21 protein-coding genes and 6 tRNA genes are annotated in these 24,382 nt (G+C 40.4%); 26 read left to right on the forward strand and 1 reads right to left on the reverse strand.

The features are described from left to right. Positions 1-186 precede the first annotated feature (186 nt). Positions 187-1,338 (forward strand): aminotransferase class V-fold PLP-dependent enzyme, encoded by a 1,152-nt coding sequence (locus BK581_RS13545; RefSeq protein ID WP_078578659.1) that lies wholly within the window; start codon positions 187-189, stop codon positions 1,336-1,338. A 10-nt stretch (positions 1,339-1,348) separates the two neighbouring features. Further along, the gene (locus BK581_RS13550; RefSeq protein WP_078578660.1) at positions 1,349-2,053 is read left to right on the forward strand and encodes a DUF554 domain-containing protein; all 705 of its coding nucleotides are present in this window, start codon (positions 1,349-1,351) and stop codon (positions 2,051-2,053) included. Positions 2,054-2,450: 397 nt separating this feature from the next. Here the strand turns inward: BK581_RS13550 and yyaC are convergent, their stop codons facing one another. Beyond that, positions 2,451-3,062, reverse strand: coding sequence for a spore protease YyaC (yyaC, locus tag BK581_RS13555; protein ID WP_078578661.1), 612 nt, complete (start codon positions 3,060-3,062; stop codon positions 2,451-2,453). Positions 3,063-3,148: 86 nt separating this feature from the next. Here yyaC and BK581_RS13560 point away from each other — a divergent pair, with 86 nt between their 5' ends. From BK581_RS13560 to BK581_RS13680, 24 genes are all read left to right on the forward strand, one after another. Next, a complete protein-coding gene (locus BK581_RS13560) occupies positions 3,149-4,174 on the forward strand; it encodes a YkvI family membrane protein (protein ID WP_078578662.1) in 1,026 nt (341 codons plus the stop codon). Between the two features lie 73 nt (positions 4,175-4,247). Then, entirely contained in the window at positions 4,248-4,454 is a 207-nt protein-coding gene (locus tag BK581_RS13565) for a DUF951 domain-containing protein (RefSeq protein ID WP_078578663.1), read from the forward strand. 613 nt (positions 4,455-5,067) lie between these two features. Further along, entirely contained in the window at positions 5,068-6,168 is a 1,101-nt protein-coding gene (gene ychF, locus BK581_RS13575) for a redox-regulated ATPase YchF (RefSeq protein WP_078578665.1), read from the forward strand. 213 nt (positions 6,169-6,381) lie between these two features. Then, a complete protein-coding gene (rpsF, locus tag BK581_RS13580; RefSeq protein WP_078578666.1) occupies positions 6,382-6,669 on the forward strand; it encodes a 30S ribosomal protein S6 in 288 nt (95 codons plus the stop codon). Between the two features lie 38 nt (positions 6,670-6,707). Beyond that, positions 6,708-7,250, forward strand: a complete 543-nt coding sequence (gene ssb / locus BK581_RS13585; RefSeq protein ID WP_078578667.1) for a single-stranded DNA-binding protein — start codon at positions 6,708-6,710, stop codon at positions 7,248-7,250. Positions 7,251-7,293: 43 nt separating this feature from the next. Beyond that, positions 7,294-7,521, forward strand: a complete 228-nt coding sequence (rpsR, locus tag BK581_RS13590) for a 30S ribosomal protein S18 (protein WP_078578668.1) — start codon at positions 7,294-7,296, stop codon at positions 7,519-7,521. Between the two features lie 353 nt (positions 7,522-7,874). Continuing rightward, positions 7,875-8,813 carry a YybS family protein gene (locus tag BK581_RS13595; RefSeq protein ID WP_078578669.1) on the forward strand — a complete coding sequence of 313 codons (939 nt, stop codon included), beginning with the start codon at positions 7,875-7,877 and terminating at the stop codon, positions 8,811-8,813. A gap of 12 nt (positions 8,814-8,825) precedes the next feature. Further along, complete coding sequence (locus tag BK581_RS13600) at positions 8,826-10,796, forward strand: DHH family phosphoesterase (RefSeq protein ID WP_078578670.1); 1,971 nt, start codon at positions 8,826-8,828, stop codon at positions 10,794-10,796. After that, positions 10,793-11,236, forward strand: a complete 444-nt coding sequence (gene rplI, locus BK581_RS13605; RefSeq protein ID WP_078578671.1) for a 50S ribosomal protein L9 — start codon at positions 10,793-10,795, stop codon at positions 11,234-11,236. Before BK581_RS13600 ends, rplI begins: the two co-directional genes overlap by 4 nt. Positions 11,237-11,266: 30 nt before the next feature. Next, a complete protein-coding gene (dnaB, locus tag BK581_RS13610; RefSeq protein ID WP_078578672.1) occupies positions 11,267-12,631 on the forward strand; it encodes a replicative DNA helicase in 1,365 nt (454 codons plus the stop codon). 559 nt (positions 12,632-13,190) lie between these two features. Beyond that, entirely contained in the window at positions 13,191-13,697 is a 507-nt protein-coding gene (locus tag BK581_RS13615; RefSeq protein ID WP_078578673.1) for a DoxX family membrane protein, read from the forward strand. A 285-nt stretch (positions 13,698-13,982) separates the two neighbouring features. After that, entirely contained in the window at positions 13,983-15,269 is a 1,287-nt protein-coding gene (locus BK581_RS13620) for an adenylosuccinate synthase (protein ID WP_078578674.1), read from the forward strand. Positions 15,270-15,578: 309 nt separating this feature from the next. Beyond that, positions 15,579-15,654: transfer RNA gene (locus BK581_RS13625), tRNA-Lys, on the forward strand. 23 nt (positions 15,655-15,677) lie between these two features. Then, positions 15,678-15,752 (forward strand) — tRNA-Glu (locus tag BK581_RS13630). A gap of 110 nt (positions 15,753-15,862) precedes the next feature. Next, a tRNA-Met gene (locus tag BK581_RS13635) sits at positions 15,863-15,939 on the forward strand. A gap of 224 nt (positions 15,940-16,163) precedes the next feature. Continuing rightward, positions 16,164-16,239: transfer RNA gene (locus tag BK581_RS13640), tRNA-Asp, on the forward strand. Between the two features lie 66 nt (positions 16,240-16,305). Then, positions 16,306-16,381 (forward strand) — tRNA-Phe (locus tag BK581_RS13645). Positions 16,382-16,385: 4 nt separating this feature from the next. Next, positions 16,386-16,461 (forward strand) — tRNA-Thr (locus tag BK581_RS13650). 612 nt (positions 16,462-17,073) lie between these two features. Further along, complete coding sequence (yycF, locus tag BK581_RS13655) at positions 17,074-17,784, forward strand: response regulator YycF (protein ID WP_078578675.1); 711 nt, start codon at positions 17,074-17,076, stop codon at positions 17,782-17,784. 2 nt (positions 17,785-17,786) lie between these two features. Next, positions 17,787-19,610, forward strand: a complete 1,824-nt coding sequence (walK, locus tag BK581_RS13660; RefSeq protein ID WP_078578676.1) for a cell wall metabolism sensor histidine kinase WalK — start codon at positions 17,787-17,789, stop codon at positions 19,608-19,610. After that, positions 19,597-20,961, forward strand: coding sequence for a YycH family regulatory protein (locus tag BK581_RS13665; protein WP_078578677.1), 1,365 nt, complete (start codon positions 19,597-19,599; stop codon positions 20,959-20,961). Before walK ends, BK581_RS13665 begins: the two co-directional genes overlap by 14 nt. Further along, on the forward strand, positions 20,948-21,730 hold the full coding sequence (locus BK581_RS13670; RefSeq protein ID WP_169837707.1) for a two-component system regulatory protein YycI: 783 nt from the start codon (positions 20,948-20,950) through the stop codon (positions 21,728-21,730). The genes BK581_RS13665 and BK581_RS13670 overlap by 14 nt, the downstream gene beginning before the upstream one ends. Positions 21,731-21,747: 17 nt before the next feature. Then, a complete protein-coding gene (locus BK581_RS13675; RefSeq protein WP_078578679.1) occupies positions 21,748-22,542 on the forward strand; it encodes an MBL fold metallo-hydrolase in 795 nt (264 codons plus the stop codon). 423 nt (positions 22,543-22,965) lie between these two features. After that, a complete protein-coding gene (locus BK581_RS13680) occupies positions 22,966-24,213 on the forward strand; it encodes a S1C family serine protease (RefSeq protein WP_078578680.1) in 1,248 nt (415 codons plus the stop codon). The last annotated feature ends 169 nt before the right edge of the window (positions 24,214-24,382 follow it).

Genomic DNA, 24,382 nt, shown 5'->3' on the forward strand with positions numbered 1-24,382 from the left:
CATCTCTTAGTCATCAAGTGACACGCATGTGTCGAAAGACGGCTGGGGATAAGGGTCTTTTTATGTCAATGACTCACATAAACAGATGGGAGTGACGACCTAGTTTGACATTGATTCAGAGGTATAAGGGACATTGGAGTGTGAAGAGCTTTAAACATAAAGCAATTATGGGAGGGATATGGCAGGATGATCTATTTCGATCAGGCAGCGTCCAGCTTTCCGAAGCCTGCAGGGGTGGCAGAAGCTATGGTTGAAGCTGTGCAACTGTTTGCTGCAAACCCAGGGCGAAGCGGCCATCAATTAGCAAGACAGGCCAATGAAGTAGTAGAAAAGACACGGGAAAAACTAGCTTTATTGTTTCATCATGAAAGTGAAAGACACATCGTGTTTTCGCTAAATGCCACGACAGCATTGAATCAAGCTATAGAAGGTCTTATGTGGGAACCTCATGACCATATTATCGCTACACAGCTAGAACATAATGCGGTGCGACGGCCATTAGAACGGTTAAAAAAAGAAAAAAATATTCACGTGACTTATGTTCAGAAGGATAGTGGACAAGAGTGGGCAGAGCTGATTGAGGCTACTATGACCGAGCATACGAAGTTGGTGATTGTCGCCCATGGCTCGAATGTAACAGGTGAGATTCTCCCATTGAAAGAGATAAGTGAGGTTGTCAGTGAGCATAACGCGCTATTATGTGTTGATGCCTCTCAAACAGCAGGCATAGTCGATATTAATATGGCGACTATGGGGATTGACATGCTTGCTTTTCCTGGACATAAAGGATTAATGGGACCCCAAGGAACGGGCGTTCTAATGGTGAAAAAAAATGTAACGCTGAGACCGCTTATCGTAGGAGGGACTGGTGATGCGTCTGAATCACCTGAACAACCTGAGACTTGGCCAGAAAGATTAGAAAGTGGCACGATAAACACCCCTGGTATCGCTGGGTTATTAAAAGGAATTGAAACAATACATGACATGGGGATAAAGACTATTTATGAACATGAAAAAAAGCTGGCAATCCGTTGTATAGATGGATTAAAAGCTATCGGTGGTATAGAGATTGTGGGGCCGGATACACATCATGAAAGACTTGGTGTCGTATCATTCTTAGTAAAAGGGGTTGACCCCCATGAAATGGCCATCATATTAGATAATCATTATCACATTGCTGTACGAGCCGGACTCCATTGTTCGCCGCTTGCACATCAGGTTTGTGGCTCTAGTGAAACAGGCCTCGTGCGTGCTAGCTTTGGGTTATATAATACATTAGATGAAGTAGATACCTTTTTATCAGCTGTGGCTGAGATAAAAGAGGGGTTGCTAGAATAGGAGAAGCAGTATGGTTTTATTCGGAACACTTGTAAATGGAATTGCCATCATCGTTGGGGCTTGGTTCGGTATAAAGATAAAAGGGTTTTCCCCTGCTATGAGAGATACCGTGATGAAAGCGATTGGACTGGCGGTCTTAGTATTAGGTTTAACGATGGCATTAGAAGGTCAGCAATTTCTCATTACTATTTTTAGTTTGGCACTTGGGGGAGTTATTGGTGAAAGAGTGAATATTGAAGGGAAACTAAATGAAGTAGGGAACTGGATAGAAAGAAGAATGAAACGAACAGGTGGTGGTAAAGTGGCAGAAGGGTTTGTGGCTGCTACTTTACTATATGTCGTTGGGGCAATGGCCATTATTGGCGCTCTAGACAGTGGGATGCGACAAGATCATTCTGTTCTACTTATAAAATCAGTTCTCGATGGTTTCTCATCGATTGTTTTTGCGGCTACGATGGGCATTGGTGTGATGTTTTCAGCAATTCCTGTTATTATTTATCAAGGTGGGATAGCGTTAGCAGCAACTGTTATGACAAAGAACATTCCTCAGCCTATTTTTGACGTTGTTATAATGGAGTTAACAGCGGTTGGAGGGGTCATGATTATTGGCATAGGTTTAAATATATTAGGTCTTCCAAAAATAAGGGTGGCCAATCTATTACCAGCTTTAGTGATTGCCGTTACCCTAGCCATTGTTTATTATATTTGGTTTTAAAAGGGGTTATATACGTCTAAAGTGAATTACCAGTGAATTTTATAGAATGATATGGAATTGCCTGTTATCTCATAAGTTATGATGAGAAACAGGCAATTTTCGTTTGGCTTGTGAGTGTCTAAGTTAAAAGGCTTGTTAGGGATAACCGTTTTAAAGAGAGAACGAAGGAGGTCTAAAAAGCACTGTTTTTAGACCTCCTTCGTTGCCTGTTAATGCTCTCTATAATGAAGAAGCAAATAAATAAATAATGTGACCTTTACTGCGTTTCATAACCGTGAGGATCAAGACTCCTTAAAAGTGCCGTTCTTCCTTGTTTAGAGGATGACATAAATAGCTAGTCTAGTAGAGAAGAGGGAGAGCTTTGTCAAAGAGGATGGCATATTTTTTCAAGAAATCATTATAATGCACCACGAGAAGGGTGAAGAACTTGAAGTCTATTTGCTTGCCAACATGCTGCACGCCATAATGCTGTTGATAGCGTATCTGCTAATGCCATGACAAGGGATAGTCTTGTATTTTGCAATACGAGCAGTTCCATGTAACCACCTACATTGACGATACCAGTTAAATGAATATCACCAACGGGAGGAAGGTTCTTTTTTGCAGCAGCTCCGGGCATAACTGGGCCTTCTTTTACTGTGAGCATACCGACACTCTCGGTTCTGCCAAGACAAGCATCAAGGGCGATTATGAAAGGCCGATCATATGTGTCATGGATATGAGCCAATGTATCTTCAAGATTTTTCGCATGAACTGGGGTATCCAATGAGCCGTAAACGTTATAAAGTGGTGAACGTCTTGTAAGCAGCTTTGTGCCTGTAAGTGGCCCTAATGAATCACCAGTAGAGCGATCACTACCAATATTCACGATGACGACAGGAGTCTCAGGGGATTGAGGCAATAGATTAAAAATACACTTAGCCAATTCCTGAGTTGCAAGGGGGTCATCGACATGGACTCGGAAGGAAGAATATTTTTTTTCTTTCATAAATTGACCATAAACCATCATACAACCCTCATTTCAAAAATAGTAGTAACAGTATACGGATACACATTCAGAACTATACGTCGTAAATCGGAAAAAGAGGGATAAAAGTGTGGAAATCGGGATTTAAATGGATGTTTCTTATAATAGGGACGATGATTGGAGCAGGCTATGCATCTGGAAGAGAACTATGGGAGTTCTTTGGTTATGAAAGTGATTTAGCTATTCTTTTGTTCGCACTATTATTTTTCGTTTGCTGTCATGTCATTATGACCATAAGCCATGAAGAACAATCTGAACATTATTTACCTGTTCTCGAAAAACTTATGGGCAAAAAATTGACAAGCCTTTATGATGGTATGATCATTCTCTATCTTTTTTCCACCACCGTTATCATGCTGGCCGGGGGAGGCGCCACCTTAGAAGTACTCCATATCCCTTATTGGCATGGAGTAGGCATTATTTCGGTGTTACTGGTCATTTTATTCATTTGGGGGCTTAACGGGATGACAGCTATGAATAGTTTAGTTATTCCTATCCTTATTTTGTTCCTCGTAAGCACTCTTGTTGTCTTTCAAAGGACGAGCGGGGGGAGTATGGGGATGGTATGGTCAAGTCAGAGTAATTGGCCGTCGGCTTTTACATTCACAGCTTTAAATATGTTGCCCCTTGTGGCTGTAATAAGTGCAATAGGTAAAAAAATAAAGCACCGAGGTGAACGTTGGATAGCAAGTTTAGGCAGTGCTATTGTATTGGGGACTATATCGCTTTTATATAATCAATCTCTCATTGCGGTAGCACAGGAAGTGATGTTATATGAAATCCCGTTATTCGCTATCCTTAAAAATTACCCTTATTTTATGGTGCTTGTCATGTCTGGCTTATTGTGGGCGGCCATTTATACGACAGCTGCTTCAGGCTTACTTGGTTTGTGTACAAGGTGTCAACCGTTTTTAAAGTTGCCTTTTTGGCTCGTGGCTTTTTTATTTCTCATGTTGATGATACCATTGACTACTCTTGGATTTTCACGGCTTATAAGCATATTATATCCCTTATACGGCGTCATGAATCTCTATATATTAGCTGCCATTATGCTTTATCCTATTTTACACAGATTTGATAATGGGGCAGCTTAATCATCCTTAGACTAGAGAGTGTGTAGAAACATCGTGTATAATTAGAGGTATCATATAACAGGGGGAAATAGAAATGAGTGATAGACCATTTGAATTACATGATGTCGTTGAAATGAAAAAGGCACACCCGTGTGGAGAAAACCGTTGGAAAATTATACGGATGGGGATGGACATTCGAATTAAATGCCTCGGATGCGATCATAGTGTTATGATTCCGAGAAAGGAATTTGGGAAGAAACTGAAACGAATACTAGAGAGGCCATCCGAAAACCTTTCTTAAAAAGACGTCAACGAAAAGTGGCGTCTTTTAGTTTTGCTTTAGAAGGTAGCTCACGACATGATATGAGTTATATACCAACGTATACAAAAGCTAGCGTGCCATGAGATAAAAGGGACTGCATGTGTTGTGTAAGCTTCTATCTGAAAAAGGAGACGACATTGAGGCATTTTATAAAAATGTGAGTGGTGATGCTAACATTATTCAGTGTTTAATAGATGAAGTAGCTAAAAACAGCTCCAAAAGGGAGTTCTCTTTTTGGGAGACATGCACCGATCAAAACTGTATTCCAATACGTCCCTTCCTAGCAACAGGGCCTTATCCCATTTTAGAAGGAATCAAGCTTTGTTTAGCATGATTTAGCCAATGAAGAGGGATCATCTATGATTAACTCAAAAAATAGATAGTGGAGATAATAGGTGGAGTGTGGACAAGGTTGCCATTTGGCTGCGAACTCTCTATAATTAACAAGGATGTCATCGTAAAAATAATAGAAGTTGCACGACATAATGGTGAAAATATTGCTTACTAAAAAGCTAAAATAAAAAGGAAAACTTAAGAGGATTACTCATTAAATGAGAGGTTAAGTTTTTCGAAAATAAAGGGAGTATGATGTATGGCTTTAACAACGGGAATCGTAGGTCTTCCAAACGTAGGGAAGTCCACTTTATTTAACGCTATTACGCAGGCGGGAGCAGAGTCCGCAAATTATCCATTTTGTACAATTGACCCGAATGTAGGGATCGTTGAAGTGCCAGATGTGCGGCTTAACAAGTTAACAGAGATGGTAGAACCTGATAAAACTGTCCCGACAGCATTTGAATTTACTGATATCGCAGGCATTGTTGAAGGGGCGAGTAAAGGAGAAGGTCTCGGAAATAAATTTTTGTCTCATATAAGACAGGTTGATGCAATTTCCCATGTGGTGCGCTGTTTTAATGATGATAATATTACCCATGTGTCAGGTAGTGTGGACCCTATACGTGATGTGCAAGTGATAAATCTTGAACTTATTTTAGCAGATTTAGAAACTGTGGAGAAAAGAATTGGTAAAGTGGAGAAGATGGCAAAGCAGAAAGATAAAGAAGCCATTGTGGAATATGAAGTTCTCGTGAAGCTCCGAGATGCATTTGAGGAAGAAAAACCAGCTCGAAGCATTACCTTCACTAAAGAGCAAGAAAAGCTCGTAAAGGGACTTCATTTACTGACATGGAAGCCGGTTCTTTATGTAGCCAATGTAAGTGAAGATGAACTATTAGATACTGAAGGTAATCCTTATGTGCAAAAAGTGAAGGAATTTGCTGCGAAAGAGAGCTCTGAAGTCATTGTCGTCTGCGCAAAAATCGAATCTGAAATTGCTGAACTTGAAGGAGAAGAAAAAGAAGAATTTTTGCAAGACCTAGGGATTGAAGAATCAGGCCTTGATCAGCTTATCAAAGCAGCCTATAGTTTGCTAGGATTGGATACGTACTTTACAGCAGGTAAACAAGAAGTACGTGCGTGGACAATCCGCCGAGGAACGAAAGCCCCTCAGGCAGCAGGTGTTATTCATACAGATTTTGAACGGGGCTTTATTCGAGCTGAAGTTGTTTCCTATGATGATTTAACTGCAGCTGGCTCTATGGCTGTAGCTAAGGAACAAGGAAAAGTACGATTAGAGGGGAAAGACTATGTTGTTAAAGATGGAGATGTTGTTCATTTCCGTTTTAATGTTTAATGGGGATGTCATCAGTTAAAGTGTAATTGGTGATAAATGCTTTAGTTTGATGATATATAACGTTTAAGAGAGGGTTAAGAGTCTTAATCTTTTCTTGTACTACTCATTATAGTCTGATATAATATTATCTTGCGAGCAAAAGGGAATTTTTATTTGCTCCTTGCTCTTTCCGAATGAGAGAAAGGGCCTTAGACCAAAAGGAGGTGACAGAACATGCGCAATTACGAAATTATGTACATTGTACGTCCAAATTTAGAAGAAGCGGCGATCAAAGAAACGATCGAACGTTTTAACAAAATTTTGACAGACAACGGCGCAGAAGTGACTGAAACGGAGGAAATGGGCAAGAAACGTCTTGCTTATGAGATCGAGGATTTCACGGAAGGGTTTTACGTGCTTTTAAAGCTTAAAGCCGGAAAACAAGCGCTTGATGAATTTAATCGTTTAAGCTCAATCAACGACAATATTTTACGTACACTAACTGTACGTGAAGACGAATAGACATAAGCATTAGATCATAATTCCGGGGAGGAGTTCGGATGATAAACCGTGTCGTTTTAGTGGGACGTTTAACGAAAGACCCTGAACTGCGGTACACTGCCAATGGCATTGCTGTCGCATCTTTTACTTTAGCTGTAAATCGCCCATTTTCTAACCAACAGGGAAATCGAGAAGCGGATTTTATTAACTGTGTGGTTTGGAGGAAGCAAGCCGAAAATGTCGCTAACTTCTTGAAAAAAGGAAGTCAAGCAGGTGTTGACGGCCGCATACAAACACGAAGTTTTGATAATAACGAAGGGCGTCGTGTTTTCATGACAGAAGTGGTGGCTGAAAGCGTTCAGTTCCTTGAGCCTCGTGGTTCAGGTGGATCTGGCGGGGGAGGCCAGTATGCAGGTGGCGGCTATGGTGAAAGCGACAACAGCGGTTATCAAAACACTCCAAACCAGGGCGGTTTTGGGCAAGGTAATCAAGGAAGCCAACCTAACCAAGGTGGTTATGGCGATCAAGGGTCACAGAATGATGATCCATTTGCTGGAGACGGAAAACCAATTGACATTAATGATGATGACCTGCCGTTCTAATTAATGGCTAGATGGACATTTTTTAAAGAAGGAGGAATAACACATGGCACGTCGAGGTCGACCAAAGCGTCGTAAAGTTTGTTACTTCACAGTAAACAAAATTAAAAAAATCGATTATAAAGATTTAGACTTACTACGTAAGTTTATCTCTGAGCGAGGAAAAATTCTTCCACGCCGAGTGACTGGTACTTCAGCTAAGTATCAACGTCAATTAACTCGTGCTATCAAACGTGCACGAACAATGGCATTATTGCCTTTCGTTACCGAATAGAGGTAGTTATAAATCACGACAGGGTTAATCACTCTGTCGTGATTTTTTATTACGGCTATATACAGCTACTGGGACGTAGGCTAGAGAATAGCTGACACTAATGTGAAAGTACTCAGTTAATTGAGAAAGCGATGTTTCATATTATTTGATGTATGGGAATGGCGATTAAGAGTGTGACTTATGAGAGAATACTTAAACATGTCGGTGTCGCACTTCTCATAAAGAAGTGGGAGTAGGACCTTTTAGAAATGGCATGCCGTAAAGTCATTCCAAATCTTGAGGATGTTGTTCATTAGCGTAGCATGGTAAAATAAAGGATATGCAAGCAGAAGAAAGTGAGATGAGGAAGGCTTATGAAGAGTCAAAACGTCGTACGAGAGGGCGCTATATCTCTCGGAATATACATAGGAACGCTACTCATATCTTTGCTCGTTCCGTTAGTAGGATTAGTTACCTTTTTGTTTTTACCATTTCCTTTTATCTATTTTTCATATAAGTATGAATTAAGAGCCGGCGTGGTGCTGGGACTGTTATCGTTTTTGTTACTTGCTATTTTCTTTGGCCCGTTAGCACTCCCTATAACGTTATTATTTTCTGGAACAGGTATCGTGATTGGAGAATTATTTCGGAAAAAAGCAGGAGGATTCCCCGTTCTTCTTGGCGGTTCACTCAGCTTTATTGCTTCTATTGTTTTAATCTATATAGGAACAATTATGTTTTTGGGTGTTAATCCAGTGGAAGAATTACAAAGTACGATGTATGAGCAAGTCGACATCATATTAGAGATGCCGCTTATCGACGGGCAATCAGAAGAAGAAGCCCTGTCAGAAGCGGTGCATGATATTATTCAAGAAATCGGGGTTATTGCACCCTTTTTAATGATTATAATTGGAGTAGGTTGGGCGTTTGTTACTCAGTTAATCGCCTATTGGCTGTTAAGGAAGAAGGCATATCCGGTGGTAGGGTTCCCGCCAGTTCGAGAGTGGGGTTTTCCTAAGTCATTTATATGGTATTATTTGATTACCTACCTTTTTATTATAATAGGGGTTACAGAAGGAACTGCCATGTATACAGCTATAGCTAACTTGATGCCGATGCTTGAGCTGATTATGGTCATACAAGGGTTTGCGTTTATCTTTTTCTATACGAATATGAAACGAATTAATCGTGTTTTACCCATTTTTTTAGTTATCCTTGGCGTCATTTTTCCGATTTTTCTTCATGTTGTAAGAATCTTAGGTATAATTGATTTAGGCTTTGATTTAAGAAAAAGAATCAACCCGCAGAATTAGGAGTTGTGAGGAATGCCCAAATTTCTGTTAAGAAGATGGCATGGTTATCACGTCATGACATTATTCAGTCTATTAGTGCTATTTATTGGGATTGTTATGTATTATCAATGGCATTTGGGACTGTTAGGAGTTGTCTGTGCAAGTATTGTCATTTTTTTAATGATGCGTGCTAGACAACAATTTGAAAAAGAATTGGGAGAGTATGTCTCCACGTTGTCCTACCGCGTAAACAAAGCGGGTGAAGAAGCCGTCACCAAATTACCTATTGGTATTCTCCTTTATAATGAGGAGAGGCATATTCAATGGACAAATCCTTATTTAACTGAGTTGATGGAGCAAGAGCTTATTGGCGCACCTATCTCTGTTTTTTCAAAAAAGTTAATGGAAGACGTAGATAGCGAAAAAAAGCTCTTCTTAACAAGTATCAGTGATGAAAATTACCGTGTTTTTCATGAGCCTGATGAGCGGCTATTGTATTTTATCAATGTGACAGAAGAGCAAGAGTTTAAGAATTTATTTGAGCGAGAGAAAACGGTTATCGGCTTGATTTACCTTGATAACTATGATGAAGTGACACAAGGAATGGACGATCAAGTCCGCAGTAAACTATTATCTCATGTGACAGATGCGTTAAACCGATGGTCAAAAACTCATGATATTTTCATAAGAAGGACATCATCTGATCGTTTTATTGCGATTTTTAATGAAGAAGCTCTACAGGCTTTAGAGGAAAATCGATTTACGCTATTAGATGAAATTCGAGAAAACACGGGTAAGGAAAAGGTGTCCTTAACGTTAAGTATCGGTATAGGCAGCGGTCAGTCATCGTTACGGGAATTAGGAAGCTTGGCGCAATCAAGCCTTGATTTAGCGCTAGGGCGTGGTGGTGACCAAGTTGCTATAAAAGAGAAGAATGGTAAAGTGCGCTTCTATGGTGGAAAATCTAATGCCATGGAGAAGCGGACAAGGGTTAGAGCTCGTGTCATTTCACATGCCATTCGTGATTTTGTAAAAGAAAGCGACAAAGTGTTTGTGATGGGTCATCGCAACCCAGATATGGATGCCATTGGGGCGGCTATCGGCGTGTTGAAAATTGCTGAAGCAAGCGGAAAAGATGGATTTGTTGTTTTAGATCCTAATGATATCAACCAAACAGTCTATAAATTGTTAGAAGAAATAGAAGACCATGATGATTTATGGGCGCGATTTATTACACCAGAAGAAGCGAGAGAAGAAGCGACGGAGGATACGTTACTTGTCGTCGTGGATACACATAAGCCGTCGCTCGTTATCGAACCTAAATTGTTGGATAAAATTGACCGCAAAATTGTTATCGATCATCATCGTCGAGGTGAAGACTTTATTGATGATGCTGTACTCGTATACATGGAGCCTTATGCCTCCTCCACGGCAGAGCTTGTGACAGAGCTATTGGAATATCAGCCGTCGCATCCAGAATTAGGTGTACTAGAAGCGACAGCGTTGCTAGCTGGAATCATTGTGGACACGAAAAGCTTTGCGATTAGAACAGGGGCACGGACATTTGATGCAGCGTCATATTTAAGAAGTAGAGGTGCCGATACTATTCTAGTTCAAAAATTGATGAAGGAAGATCTTGATCAATACGTTAGGCGTTCCAAGCTTGTGGAAAATGCGTATATCTATTCAGGTGGTATGGCCATCGCCAAAGGCTCTCCTGAAGAGCCATACAATCAAATTCTTATTGCACAAGCTGCTGATACCCTCTTGACGATGAATGATGTTGTAGCATCTTTCGTTATTTCTGAATTAACAGATGGACGAATTAGTATTAGTGCTAGATCGCTTGGTGATGTGAATGTTCAAGTGATTATGGAAATGATGCAAGGGGGCGGCCATTTAACGAATGCCGCTACACAGCTTGATGAAGGTACAATTGAAGATGCTGAAGAACGATTAAAAGAAAAAATTGACGAGTATTTCAAGGGAGGACAATCAACATGAAAGTCATCTTTTTGAAGGATGTAAAAGGAAAAGGAAAAAAAGGGGAAGTAAAAAATGTGTCAGAGGGATATGCAAGGAACTACCTTCTAAAAAACAACCTCGCTGTAGAAGCGAATAAAGGGAACATGAAGACACTAGAGAAGAAGCAAGAAAGTGCAGAGCGTCAAGCGGAAGAAGAATTAAATGAGGCTCAAGCATTTAAAGAAAAACTGGAAGACATGACAGTAGAATTAAAAGCAAAAGCTGGAGAGGGCGGGCGCTTGTTTGGAGCGGTAACGAACAAACAAATTGCTGAACGCTTGAAAAAAATGAACATGAAAGTTGATAAACGAAAAATTGAGATGGATGAACCTATTCGCTCATTAGGCTATACGAATGTGACGATAAAAGTCCATCCTAAAGTAACTGCCACGTTGAAAGTGCATGTAGCGGAAGAGTAATTTTTTCATGTGAAATGAGGGGAACACGTCATGACCGACTTCTTTGCCGACAGGACACCACCACAAAATATTGAAGCGGAACAGGCGGTGCTAGGAGCGATCTTTTTAGAAGATCAAGCTCTTATCACCGCCTCTGAACGTCTGATTCCGGAGGATTTCTACCGGGTTGCACACCAACGTATTTATTCGGTGATGCTTGAACTGTCCTCAAAAAGTGAACCTGTCGATCTTGTGACAGTCACGTCAGAGCTTGAGACTAAGAACTGGCTTGAGGAAACCGGCGGCGTGTCTTATTTAAGTGATCTTGCCAATGCTGTACCAACAGCAGCGAATATTAGTTATTACAGTCAAATCGTAGAAGAAAAATCTCTCTTGCGTAAGCTCATACGAGTGGCGACTAACATTGCAACAGAAGGTTATGCTGCAGACGAAGATGTGGAAGCCATCTTAAGTGATGCAGAAAAAGCCATTTTAGAAGTAGCTCAAAAAAGAAGTGCCGGTGAATTTGCAGATATAAAAGATGTGCTTATAGAAGCATTTGACAAAATTGAAATGCTTCAGCATACAGCTGGAGAAGTAACAGGAATACCAACAGGTTTTACAGAACTTGATCGAATAACCGCTGGATTTCAACGAAATGATCTCGTCATTGTAGCTGCTCGTCCATCTGTAGGGAAAACAGCCTTTGCTTTAAACATCTCACAAAATGTGGCGACTAAAACAGATGAAAATGTGGCTATTTTTAGTTTGGAGATGGGAGCTGACCAGCTCGTCATGAGGATGCTGTGTGCAGAAGGCAATATTGACGCTCAAAGGCTTCGTACCGGCCGTCTTGAAGACGAGGATTGGCAGCGGCTCACGATGGCAATGGGAAGCTTATCAAAAGCAGGCATTTATATAGATGATACACCAGGGATAAAAGTGAAAGATATTCGCGCTAAATGTCGTAAACTAAAAAAAGAGCGTGGACTTGGCATGATCATGATTGATTACTTACAGCTCATTCAAGGAGATTCACGTAGTGGCGAAGGCCGTCAACAGGAGGTCTCAGAAATATCCCGTGAGTTAAAAGGATTAGCGAGAGAACTGGAATTACCCGTTATTGCCTTATCCCAGCTTTCTCGTGGTGTGGAGTCTCGGCAGGACAAACGTCCGATGATGTCCGATATCCGGGAATCAGGAAGTATTGAGCAGGACGCCGATATCGTTGCTTTCTTATATCGAGACGACTATTATGATCAAGAATCGGAAAATAAAGATATTATCGAAATAATTATAGCTAAACAACGTAACGGTCCTGTGGGAACAGTGGAACTCGCTTTCGTGAAGGAATACAATAAATTTGTAAACTTGGAGCGTCGTTTTGATGAAGGTGATATGCCACCTGGGGCTTAAGATTTGAGGATAGAAAAGAGGGATTAACCTATTAGTCTAATAGGTTAATCCCTCTTTATATGGATACTAAAGGGCGTATCAAGATATTAACTCATGTGATAAATGTATGAACTTAAAAGCATACTGCTAGAAGAAGCGTTGAGATCATCTTCAACTCTTTGCTGTTTCTACATGGAAACTTGTTTAAACAATATTTCATCCCCGTTTTAACAAATATAATTGTTATTTTGGACATGCCTCTTAATTTTTAGAGAAGAATATAAGATCTACCTTTCCGTTTTGGCTGAAAGATAGGTCGTATGGCGGGTTTAATAGAACGTGGGCAATAAATATCAATGACTTATGTCACAATTTAGACATGAGATTGCAACGATTTGTTCACAGTTAACACTGCTACTACAGTATAAATCACTATATAATAAAGTCATAAGAGAGTTAGTGATCACTAACTATTATTGTGAAATGTTGAACGTAGTGTATAGCTTGAGCAGGGTCTTATTCATTTTTAATCTGGTGATCTACTTACTTCTAAAAACTAATTCCTAGGGAGGAAGACATTATGTTTATCGATTTCTTAAGAAATAACAAAATTGCAGCAGGGATATTAGCCGTCTTACGCGTGTATATTGGTTGGCAATGGTTAAGTGCCGGATGGGGGAAAATTACGGGTGAACCGTTTGATGCTAGTGGTTATTTAATGGGGGTTGTGAATAACGAAGCTGTTATTGAAACATACCCAACATACCACGCTTTTATTGAAAACTTTGCATTACCGAACGCAGGGGTATTTAGTTTTATGGTCGCTTGGGGAGAGCTTCTAGTCGGTCTTGGTCTCGTAGTAGGTGTTTTAACAACTGCAGCTGTATTCTTCGGTATGACAATGAACTTTGCTTTCATGTTTGCTGGTACAGTGTCAAGTAATCCATGGTTAATCCTTTTATCCATCTTTGTAATTGTAGCTGGTTATAATGCAGGACGTTATGGTGGAGATCGCTGGGTAATTCCTTACATCCGCACGGTAGTGTTTAAAAACAAATTCACAAAACGTGAAGTACAGGCTGCATAAATTTATAAGATAATCATTGCACTCTCACTGTGTGAAATCTTAAACAGTGGGGGTGCTTTTATATGCAAAAAAATAATTGTGCTTGCACATTATAAAAAAATATTAAGGGAGGTAAGCTATAGTATTAGACATCTAGAAAAAAATAAACGAATAAAAAATTAAATTTAGTCGGCAATGTTCGGATTAACGTTGACTATCTGCGGGCATATTGGTAAAATAGCGGTGGTTACAAAGTGATTTACATATAATATACTATTATTAAATAGTTTCTGGAGGTGCGCGTTTATGCCATCGGTTGTGGTTGTAGGAACGCAATGGGGAGATGAAGGAAAGGGTAAAATTACGGATTATTTGTCTGAGCATGCTGAGCTAATCGCAAGATATCAAGGGGGAAATAACGCAGGGCATACGATCGTTTTTAACGATACGAAGTATAAATTGCATTTAATTCCATCTGGGATTTTTTATCGTGATAAAACATGTGTTATTGGAAACGGCATGGTAATCGATCCTAAAGCACTTGTAACAGAGCTTAACTATCTACATGAACGACAGGTTAGCACTGATAATCTACGAATTAGTAATCGTGCCCACGTGATTTTGCCGTATCATCTAAAGTTAGATGCCCTTGAGGAAGATAGCAAAGGTGCTAATAAAATTGGTACTACTCGAAAAGGTATCGGCCCAGCCTATATGGATAAAGCGGCACGTGTAGGAATCCGAATCGCAGATTTACTGGATAAGGAAACATTTAAAGAAAAGCTTGAAATAAACTTACGTGAAAAAAATCGTCTTTTTGAAAAAATGTATGAAGTAGAAGGATTCAAAATTGACGATATATTAGAGGAATATTATGAGTATGGTCAACAGTTCGCAAGCTATGTAGCAGATACCTCTGTCATATTGAATGATGGTTTAGACGCAGGCAAACGCGTGTTGTTTGAAGGCGCACAAGGTGTCATGCTTGATATCGATCAAGGTACCTATCCATATGTGACGTCCTCAAACCCTATAGCTGGCGGCGTGACTATTGGCTCAGGTGTAGGGCCATCAAAGATAAACCATGTGGTTGGTGTGTCAAAGGCCTATACAACACGAGTAGGGGATGGCCCATTTCCAACAGAATTAACCGACGACATTGGGGATAAAATCCGGGAAGTAGGCAATGAGTATGGCACGACTACCGGTCGTCCACGTCGTGTAGGGTGGTTTGATAGTGTGGTTGTTAGACATGCCCGTCGGGTAAGTGGGATTACGGACTTGTCTTTAAACTCCATTGATGTTTTGACAGGTATTGATACGTTAAAAATCTGTGTCGCCTATAAATATCGTGGGGAGGTTATGAACGAATTCCCTGCTAGCTTGAAAGTACTTGCAGAATGTGAACCTGTCTATGAAGAGCTACCTGGTTGGAAGGAAGACATTACAGGCGTTAGATCGTTGCACGATCTACCAAGAAACGCGTTATTCTATATCGAACGTATTTCCCAACTGACAGGTATCCCATTGACAGTATTTTCTGTAGGCCCAGATCGAAAACAAACGAATCTCGTCCGAGGTGTGTTTGCATAATCTGTCAACATCTGTCAACGAAATAGCTTATCCCGTATAAAATGAATCAAAGGGGTCTGCTTAAAATGAGCAAGACCCCTTGATTTATGAGTAAGTTTCCGCTAAAGTAAGAGAGGCGTTAAAAAACGTATTATTATTTTTTAAAAAAGTATTGTGTGATTACATAATTGGTGATAAGATATATCTTGTCGCTAAAACGTGATCAGCATTCTAACAGGATATAAACGAAGCGTTCAAAGAAACAAAATGACTGAAGGCATGACTGTAAGGGTGATTGCCCTCAAGAAGACGTAGAGCGTCAAGAACTGCGAGCCATTAGCTCAGCTGGTAGAGCATCTGACTTTTAATCAGAGGGTCGGAGGTTCGAATCCTCCATGGCTCACCATTTATGTAAGTATTATATCCGATGGCCCGTTGGTCAAGTGGTTAAGACACCGCCCTTTCACGGCGGTAACACGGGTTCGAATCCCGTACGGGTCACCATAATTAAATTATCTATTGACTTAATCCAGGAAGTCACGTATAATTTATCATGTTGCTTATCATAATATGATGAGTGGCCGAAAAGTAACAATTAGTTATAATATTATTGTCGCGGGGTGGAGCAGTCTGGTAGCTCGTTGGGCTCATAACCCAAAGGTCGGTGGTTCAAATCCGCCCCCCGCAACCAATTTAAGTTGTTGTTACTACGTCGAAAAATCTTCGAAGTAAAACAACATCAGTAGTACTGTAAAGTGCAACCAATTTGCTTTCGCTACTACGTCGAGTAACGACAAAGCAAAACGACTGTCAAATGAAAGAAGTTGGACAAGACAATAGAAAAGTTATTGTCATTTAACTCTTGTCATACTGTATTTTGTTTTTTGAATACATATATTCGGAGTTTTTTATTTTGGTCCCGTGGTGTAGCGGTTAACATGCCTGCCTGTCACGCAGGAGATCGCGGGTTCGATTCCCGTCGGGACCGCCATTTAATTTACAATCTAGAATGGTTACACAAAGTAAACGAAAGAGGTTTACTTCACAAGCTTGATAAGGCTCGGTAGCTCAGTTGGTAGAGCAACGGACTGAAAATCCGTGTGTCGGCGGTTCGATTCCGTCCCGAGCCACCATTGTGCTGGCCTAGCTCAATTGGTAGAGCAACTGACTTGTAATCAGTAGGTTGGGGGTTCAAGTCCTCTGGCCAGCACCATTTAAAATGTGATCCTATCCTTTTATTGGATGGGTTTTTTTGTGCTTAAACATATCTAATCTATTATATGTGTTCATTTGTTAGTTGCATATTTCTTTCGGATAACATAATGTAACATAATGAAGACAATGTCCTTACGTTTTAGAGGAAAATAGGCCTGTCTGATAACATATGGTAAAATAGCTGTGCTTTCACATTTTATAGGAACAAATGATTTAAAAAGTGGTACATGGATATCGATAATCGCAGAGAAAAGTGAAAATTGTAGAAAGATGAAGAGTACGAGATGAAGTATTATATTTATTTCCCCGGAAATAAACATTCGTTACAGGAATGAAAAAGTAGAACAATGTCGGATAACGTTTGAAGAAAGAAAAGCGATTCATACATGATTCGCTTGTTAGGAAGATTCCCTGATATGCTTCTTTATATTAGAAGACGTTATAGGAGATAGGAAGGTCCTTAAGTCGACTACTGTCATGAGATCACTTAAAATAAAGAAGAGAATGGATTAACAAGATTCAACGGTCTTGGTTCAATAAGGTAATAGGACATGATTTTTTTATGTGGTAGAATAAAGAGAGTCACAGGCCGGGAAGGAGCTGGAATGAGATGGACAAATATAAAATACTAGTTGTGGATGATGAAAAACCAATTGCAGATATATTGAAGTTTGGATTAGAGAAGGATGGTTTTGACGTTGTATGTGTGTATGACGGTAATGAAGCGATTGAGAAGACAAAGGAGTATGTTCCTGATCTTATCTTATTAGATATTATGTTGCCGTATAAAGATGGTATGGAGGTGTGTCGAGAAGTAAGAAAAACATTCGATATGCCGATTATCATGCTGACAGCCAAGGACTCTGAGATAGATAAAGTACTCGGTCTTGAGCTAGGTGCTGATGATTACGTGACAAAGCCGTTTAGTACAAGAGAGCTTGTAGCTAGGGTTAAAGCTAATTTGCGCCGAAGAAACCAAAGTAATCAAGATTCCGAAAATGAAAATAAAAATATTGAAATCGGACCGTTAGTCATTCAACCAGACGCTTACCTTGTCACGAAAAGAGGAGAAGCGATTGAGTTAACTCATCGTGAGTTCGAACTTATTCATTATTTAGCCCGTCATATGGGACAGGTGATGACACGGGAACATTTGCTGCAAGCCGTCTGGGGATATGACTATTTTGGCGATGTGCGCACAGTGGATGTGACCGTTCGACGATTAAGAGAAAAGGTGGAGGATAACCCGAGTAATCCATTATGGATTGTAACACGTCGGGGAGTAGGTTATTACCTACGACAGTCTGAGCAGGAGAGTTAAGTATGGATAAAATTCGCTTTTACAAATCAATACACCTTAAAATCGTTATCATTTATGTGTTATTGATTCTGATTGCGATGCAAGTTATTAGTGTGTATTTCACCCAACAGCTTGAAGATTACTTTGAGAGTAATTTTAATGAGCAGTTAACTGAACGAGTTGAACTCGTTGCCTATAATGTGCAACAGGAAATGTTGCGAGATGAGGATGAAGAGGAGTCGTCTTTAAACTCACGAATTGATCGGCTCATTCGTGAGTTTTCAATGGACAATACAAATGTTCAAGTGGTGGATCACAACAGTGTGGTAATCGCGGCTAATTTGGATAATGCGATTTATACAGGCCAGAGGACGACTGACCATCGTGTGAAACGAGCTCTCGTAGGTTTTCGGGCCGAACCCGATGTCATGCGAGACTCTGAAACAGGCGAACGTATGCAAGTATTAGCCCTTCCTGTGGAAACAGAGGACCAGCAAATTCTCGGGGCTATTTATATTGAAGCGTCCATGGAAGAAATTTATTATCAAATGCAGCAAATTAATCAGATTCTTTTTACAGGTACGGGTTTAGCGATGATTTTAACGGCTGCTTTAGGCATTTTTCTTTCGCGTACTATTACTCATCCTATAACCGATATGAGAAAGCAGGCCAAAGCCATGGGGGAAGGCGTTTTCTCGAGAAAGGTTAAGGTGTATGGTGATGATGAAATCGGACAGTTGGCTGTTACCTTCAATGAATTAAGCGGAAAATTAAAAATGGCTAATGCTACCACCGAGGGTGAGAGACGGAAGCTTTCGTCTGTTTTAACCCATATGACCGATGGTGTTGTGGCGACGAATAAAAAAGGCGAGATTATGCTGCTTAACCGAAGAGCTGAAGAGCTATTGAATAAAAGTCAGGAAGACACGATGGGGTCAGATATTATCACCATATTAAAACTGGATCATTTCATGAAGCTGAAAGACTTATATAACATGACAGATCCTATTCTATTGGACTTCGATCATCAAGAGGAGGAGACGATTGTTGAGGCGCATTTCTCGGTCATTGAAAATGATGAAGGAGAAGAGAATGGTTTAATTGCCGTCCTTCATGATGTGACTGAGCAGGAACTTATTGAGCAAGAACGAAAAGAGTTCGTCGCCAATGTTTCTCATGAGCTAAGAACCCCTCTTACATCGATGAAAAGTTATCTAGAAGCTCTTGCAGACGGTGCAATAGAAGATCCTGAGGTGGCACCTCATTTTGTCCAAGTCACCTCCACTGAAACAGAGCGAATGATCCGACTTGTGAATGATCTTTTACAGCTATCGAAAATGGACAGTAAAGATTATCAAATGAATTTAGCTCGTCTAAATGTCACGACCTTTATTAATCAAGTTATTGATAGATTTGATATGTCTACTAAAAATCAAAATATCCAATTTAAAAGGAAACTTCCAGATAAGAGTATCTCAGTAAGTGGGGATCGAGACAAATTAACGCAGCTTCTCGATAATATTTTGTCCAATGCGATAAAATATTCTCCAGAAGGTGGCACAATCACTTGTTCTTTAAAGCCTGAGAAAGAGAGAGTTGTCATCAGTGTAAAAGATGAAGGTGTTGGTATTCCTAAAGAGAATGTGGGACATGTTTTCGATCGGTTTTATCGCGTAGATAAAGCCCGCTCTCGTAATTTAGGTGGTACAGGATTAGGTCTGGCGATTGCGAAGGAAATAGCTGTTGCCCATGGGGGGAACATTTGGGTAAGTAGTGAATGGGGGAAAGGAACAACATTCTCATTCAGTTTACCGTATGAGGAAGATGTGGTGAATGATTATGATTGAATCTATTAAAACGACTGTGCTTTGGATTCTTATCCTCTCAAGTATCACATTGACCTGGCTTCTATGGACCTATCAGCCAGAGTATGATGCCCTCGAAGAATCCAATGAAACCTATGTAGAAATTGAGGATCTTGGAGATACTCGAACGTTATCTGAGGTCGTTCAACCGAGACAAATTATTATTCATCGTGAAGACGAACAATCGATGATATTGCCACTCAACGATGTTTACAAAGACATTCTTCAGGAGCTTGAAGAGGTAGAAATAGATTATGTGTATCCGCAATGGGAATCACAAGCACCATCGATAGAAAGAGAGTTCACAGGGATGGAGCTCATTTTTGATGATCCTCTTGAAAGCGAGTGGATCGAGGCATTTTTTACGATGGATGAAGAGCACCTAGCGATTGAACAGGTGGATCGCATCACCTTTCTCCTAAATCCAGAAGATGAGGAGAATACAGACTTACTCGTACAATTCGTAGATATGGCAGGTGAGGCAGTTTACGAATCTGATATTTCTTTAACGATGAGTGACTTGGAAGAGATGTATGAAGGAACGGCCGATAAGCAAGTTTCTGTTGAAAAGTATTTATTCAGAGGGGAATCTGAAACTTTCCAGCCAGTGAGTTATGTCACGACTGAGTCTGTCTCATTAGAAAAATATACGTATGAAACGACGGATTTAAGTGCTAAAGCATTTACCCAAATTTTATTTAATGATCCGTCAGTGATCGAAAATTACCCACAAGCTGGTCAGGGAGAAACGTATACCGATGGAAATAGAATTATGAGCTTAAATGAGAGTAATAGTATTCTTCATTTTGTAAGACCAGACATTCGTGGAGGAAGTCCAGCCGATGTGCCGTCAGTGATTGAAGATAGCCTTGACTTTATTAATAATCATTCTGGATGGACGAATGATTATTTGGCTGATAATTGGACTGAAACAGATTTAGATGACCATGCTTCATTTCGCCTTCATGTTCAAGGATTACCTGTGCTTGCCTCCAATCAAGGACAAGATCACTATTTCATGATTGATGTGACCAGAGCAGCTAACTCCATTACGGAATATACACGCCCAATGTACCAGCTTGCTAATGAGCCTCTTGAGAAAAGCGGCAATGTGACGCTGCCATCTTTTGAGGAGGTACAAGAGCATATTCGTGAATATGAAGCGTTTGGTAATCGTGCTGTGGAGGATATTACGATAGGTCACTATATGGTGAGGCAACGGTCGTATGCCACGTTTGAACCTGGTTGGTATGTGAAGATAGATGGACGTTGGACAATGTTAGACTTTAGGTCTAATGCCGATTTGGAGGTGTCAGTCTATGGATTGGAGTAAAACGAAAACGATTTTTATCGTGACATTCCTTTTACTGAATGCCTTCCTTGGCTACCAACTATACGGAAAAATGGCACACGAAAATCTCAATGTGTTAATCAGTCCAGCACTACAAGAACGATTGGAAGAAAACGATATTGAAATTAACATTAGTAATGCAGAAGATATTTTAACTGCGGCCCCTATTACAGGCCGATTGGCTACGTTTGATGAAAACTATTTACGAGATAATCTTCTAAGGCAAGACATTTCAGTGGTAGATGAAACGACGGTATATGCAGAAATGGATCGACCTTATAAAATGGTAGACTCCAATATACCAGCTAACGTCGACGCATTTTTAGGGCAATATGTCTATTTAGGCGAAGAGTATGAGTTCGCAGACTACAATGAAGAAGAAAATTATATCGGACTTTACCAAACCTACAAAGATCGTAAAATCGATCAGTATGAGAGAGGCGATTACCATATTGTTCTGCATTTAAATGATGACTTCCATGTAGAGTCTTATACTCAGAAGTATATGGAGATTACCGAACAAGAGAATAGACAGCAGGATTTACTCTCGCCTTTAAAAGCAGTGGAACGACTGTTAAATCAACAATATCTTGAAACGAATACTGTGATTGAACAAGCACAATTAGGCTATTATAGCTTAATTCAGCCAGATGACAGCTTTCAAGTATTCGTACCCGTGTGGCGAATCCAAGCGAACGAGGACTATTTTTATGTTGATGCGTTAAATGGAGAAATTCAATCGATCAACTAACTGGAGTGAACGAACTTATGACGCTAAGATTTAGTGTACTTGCCAGCGGTAGTACTGGTAATGCGATCTACGTTGAAACAGACAAGCAGCGGTTGCTCATCGATGCAGGTCTGAGCGGGAAAAAAATTGAACAGTGTTTTAGCCAAATTAATCTTTGTCCTTCAAAGCTTGATGGTATTCTTGTTAGCCATGAGCATAGTGATCATATTAAAGGTGTTGGCATATTAGCTAGAAGATACAATTTGCCGATTTACGCTAATGAGAAAACGTGGGAAGCGATGCTCCCTTCAATAGGCACTATCCCCCTCGAGCAAAAGTATCATTTTGCCACAGGGACAGCGAAAACGTTCGGTGATTTAGATGTGGAATCGTTTGGAGTCTCACATGATGCAGCCGATCCGATGTTTTTTTCTTTTTACTATGAAGGCCGTCAGTTAACAATCTTAACGGATACGGGCTATGTAAGTGATCAGATGATCGGTATGTCTAAGGGAGCTAACAGCTTGATTTTTGAATCAAATCATGACATGGATATGCTACGAATGGGAAAATATCCGTGGAACATAAAACGGCGTATTTTAGGTGACGAAGGCCACGTCTCTAACGTTGATGCTGGTATTGCCCTTACAGATATTATTAAAGACTCGAAAGCGGATATTTATTTGGCACACTTGAGCCTTGATAATAATATGAAAGAGTTGGCCAGGATGACCGTCCAGCAGACGCTTGAAGAAAGTGACATCGAGGTTGGTCGGCAAGTGAAGTTGTTTGATACAGACCCTTATGTTCCTACCGCTTTAAAGGTTGTATAATTCCGTAAAAATACATGTTTAAACCGTTTTGTGATGGGAAATCCTATGCCTATATGGAAAATTATCAAATTTCAGCTTTATTAATAGACGAACTCATTACTAGTTTAATAAAATAAAATCACGTAAGATAATACCCATCTTTTTTCCCAGGTCTGATGATATATTTTTTCTAGCCTGAACTGGGTGAAGTATCTCATCTAGCGTTTTTGCTTTAAAGTGTCATCATTGCCTGAGAGACCGTCCCTGTCAGGCAGGGGTGGCATTCGTTTAAGTTACAGAAGACGTCTTTAGACGAACACACTCCTTTGATAGTAAAAAATGAGTGGATAATGCTTTGCAAAAAGTTAAAGGCACGGTACCTTTAGTTAATTGTAACAATGCGATAGGTATAGGTTTGACTATTCTTAAAAGGGGGTTTTATTAATGGGATACTACGATGATCATACGTCACAACCAGACGATCAAAAACCTACTCCAAAAGGAAAGAAGCGTTCTGGACTCTATGGATTTGTCGGCGCAGTTTTAGGAGCATTGATTGTGGTGTTCTCCATCCCAGTACTTGCAAACAATGGGGTACTACCGTATGAAGTGACACCGAAAAATGTGTCATCTACTGATAATGATGAGGCTGTCTCTACTGGGGTGGATATGGAAGCAGTAGAAACATTAAGCTTAGAGACCACCTCGGAAGTGATAGAAGCGGTAGATCGCGTGTCTGATGCTGTCGTAGGCGTGGTCAATATGCAGCAATCTTCTGGTTTGTTTGGCACAGAAGATAGTGAGTCAGAAGGCACGGGATCAGGTGTCATTTATAAGGTCGAGGGTGACTATGCGTTTATCGTTACCAACCAACACGTTATTAACGGAGCAAGTCAGGGTTCAAGCGACATTGATGTGACACTAGGAGATGGTTCACGTGTACCAGCTGAGCTCGTCGGTGAAGATTTATTAACAGATTTAGCCGTCTTAACGATCGACTCTGAAGGCATCGAAACGGTTGCTGAGTTCGGTGATTCTGAAAGCCTTCAGTCAGGAGAACCTGCTATCGCTATCGGTAACCCTCTTACTTTTGAAGGAACCGTTACTCTCGGGATTATTAGTGCGGTAGAACGAAGCCTCCCAGTGGATTTAACGGGTAATGGACAACCTGATTGGAACTCGGAAGTGCTGCAAACGGATGCCGCTATTAATCCAGGGAACAGCGGCGGTGCCTTATTGAACATTCAAGGCGACGTGATCGGAATTAATTCAATGAAAATCGCCCAATCCGCAGTTGAAGGCATTGGCTTTGCGATACCAACAGCTGTGGCCATGCCAGTCATTGAAGACCTTGAACAATACGGTGAAGTTCAACGTCCACAGATGGGTATTGCCCTAAGGTCACTTCAAGAGATTCCAAGCTTCCATTGGCAAGACACGCTTGGCTTACCTGAAGAAGTTAAGGGTGGTGTGTACGTAGAAGCGGTTGAAGCTGATACACCTGCCGCTGAAGCTGGTCTTGAAGAAGGGGACGTCATTACAGCGCTCGATGACACAGACATTACCGATTCACATGACTTACGAAGCTTCTTATATAAAGATGTGAACATTGGTGACACGATCACGGTGACTTACTATCGTGACGGTGAAGAACAAACCGTTGAACTGACGTTAGATAAGCAAGTCTTTTAATACGATGAAAGGATTGGCCCCGTAAGCACTTCTTATGCGGCCAATCTTTTTTAGTTTTGTGAGGTTTGGCACTTTAAGGATGTCGTTTGGCAGACAACACTCTTCATTATTTTTCTAACCTCATAAGTCGGATGTGTGAGCCACAACTTGTACTGAGCATTAATTAGGG

It is taken from the genome of Salipaludibacillus agaradhaerens (genome assembly GCF_002019735.1).
GTDB lineage: Bacteria > Bacillota > Bacilli > Bacillales > Salisediminibacteriaceae > Salipaludibacillus > Salipaludibacillus agaradhaerens.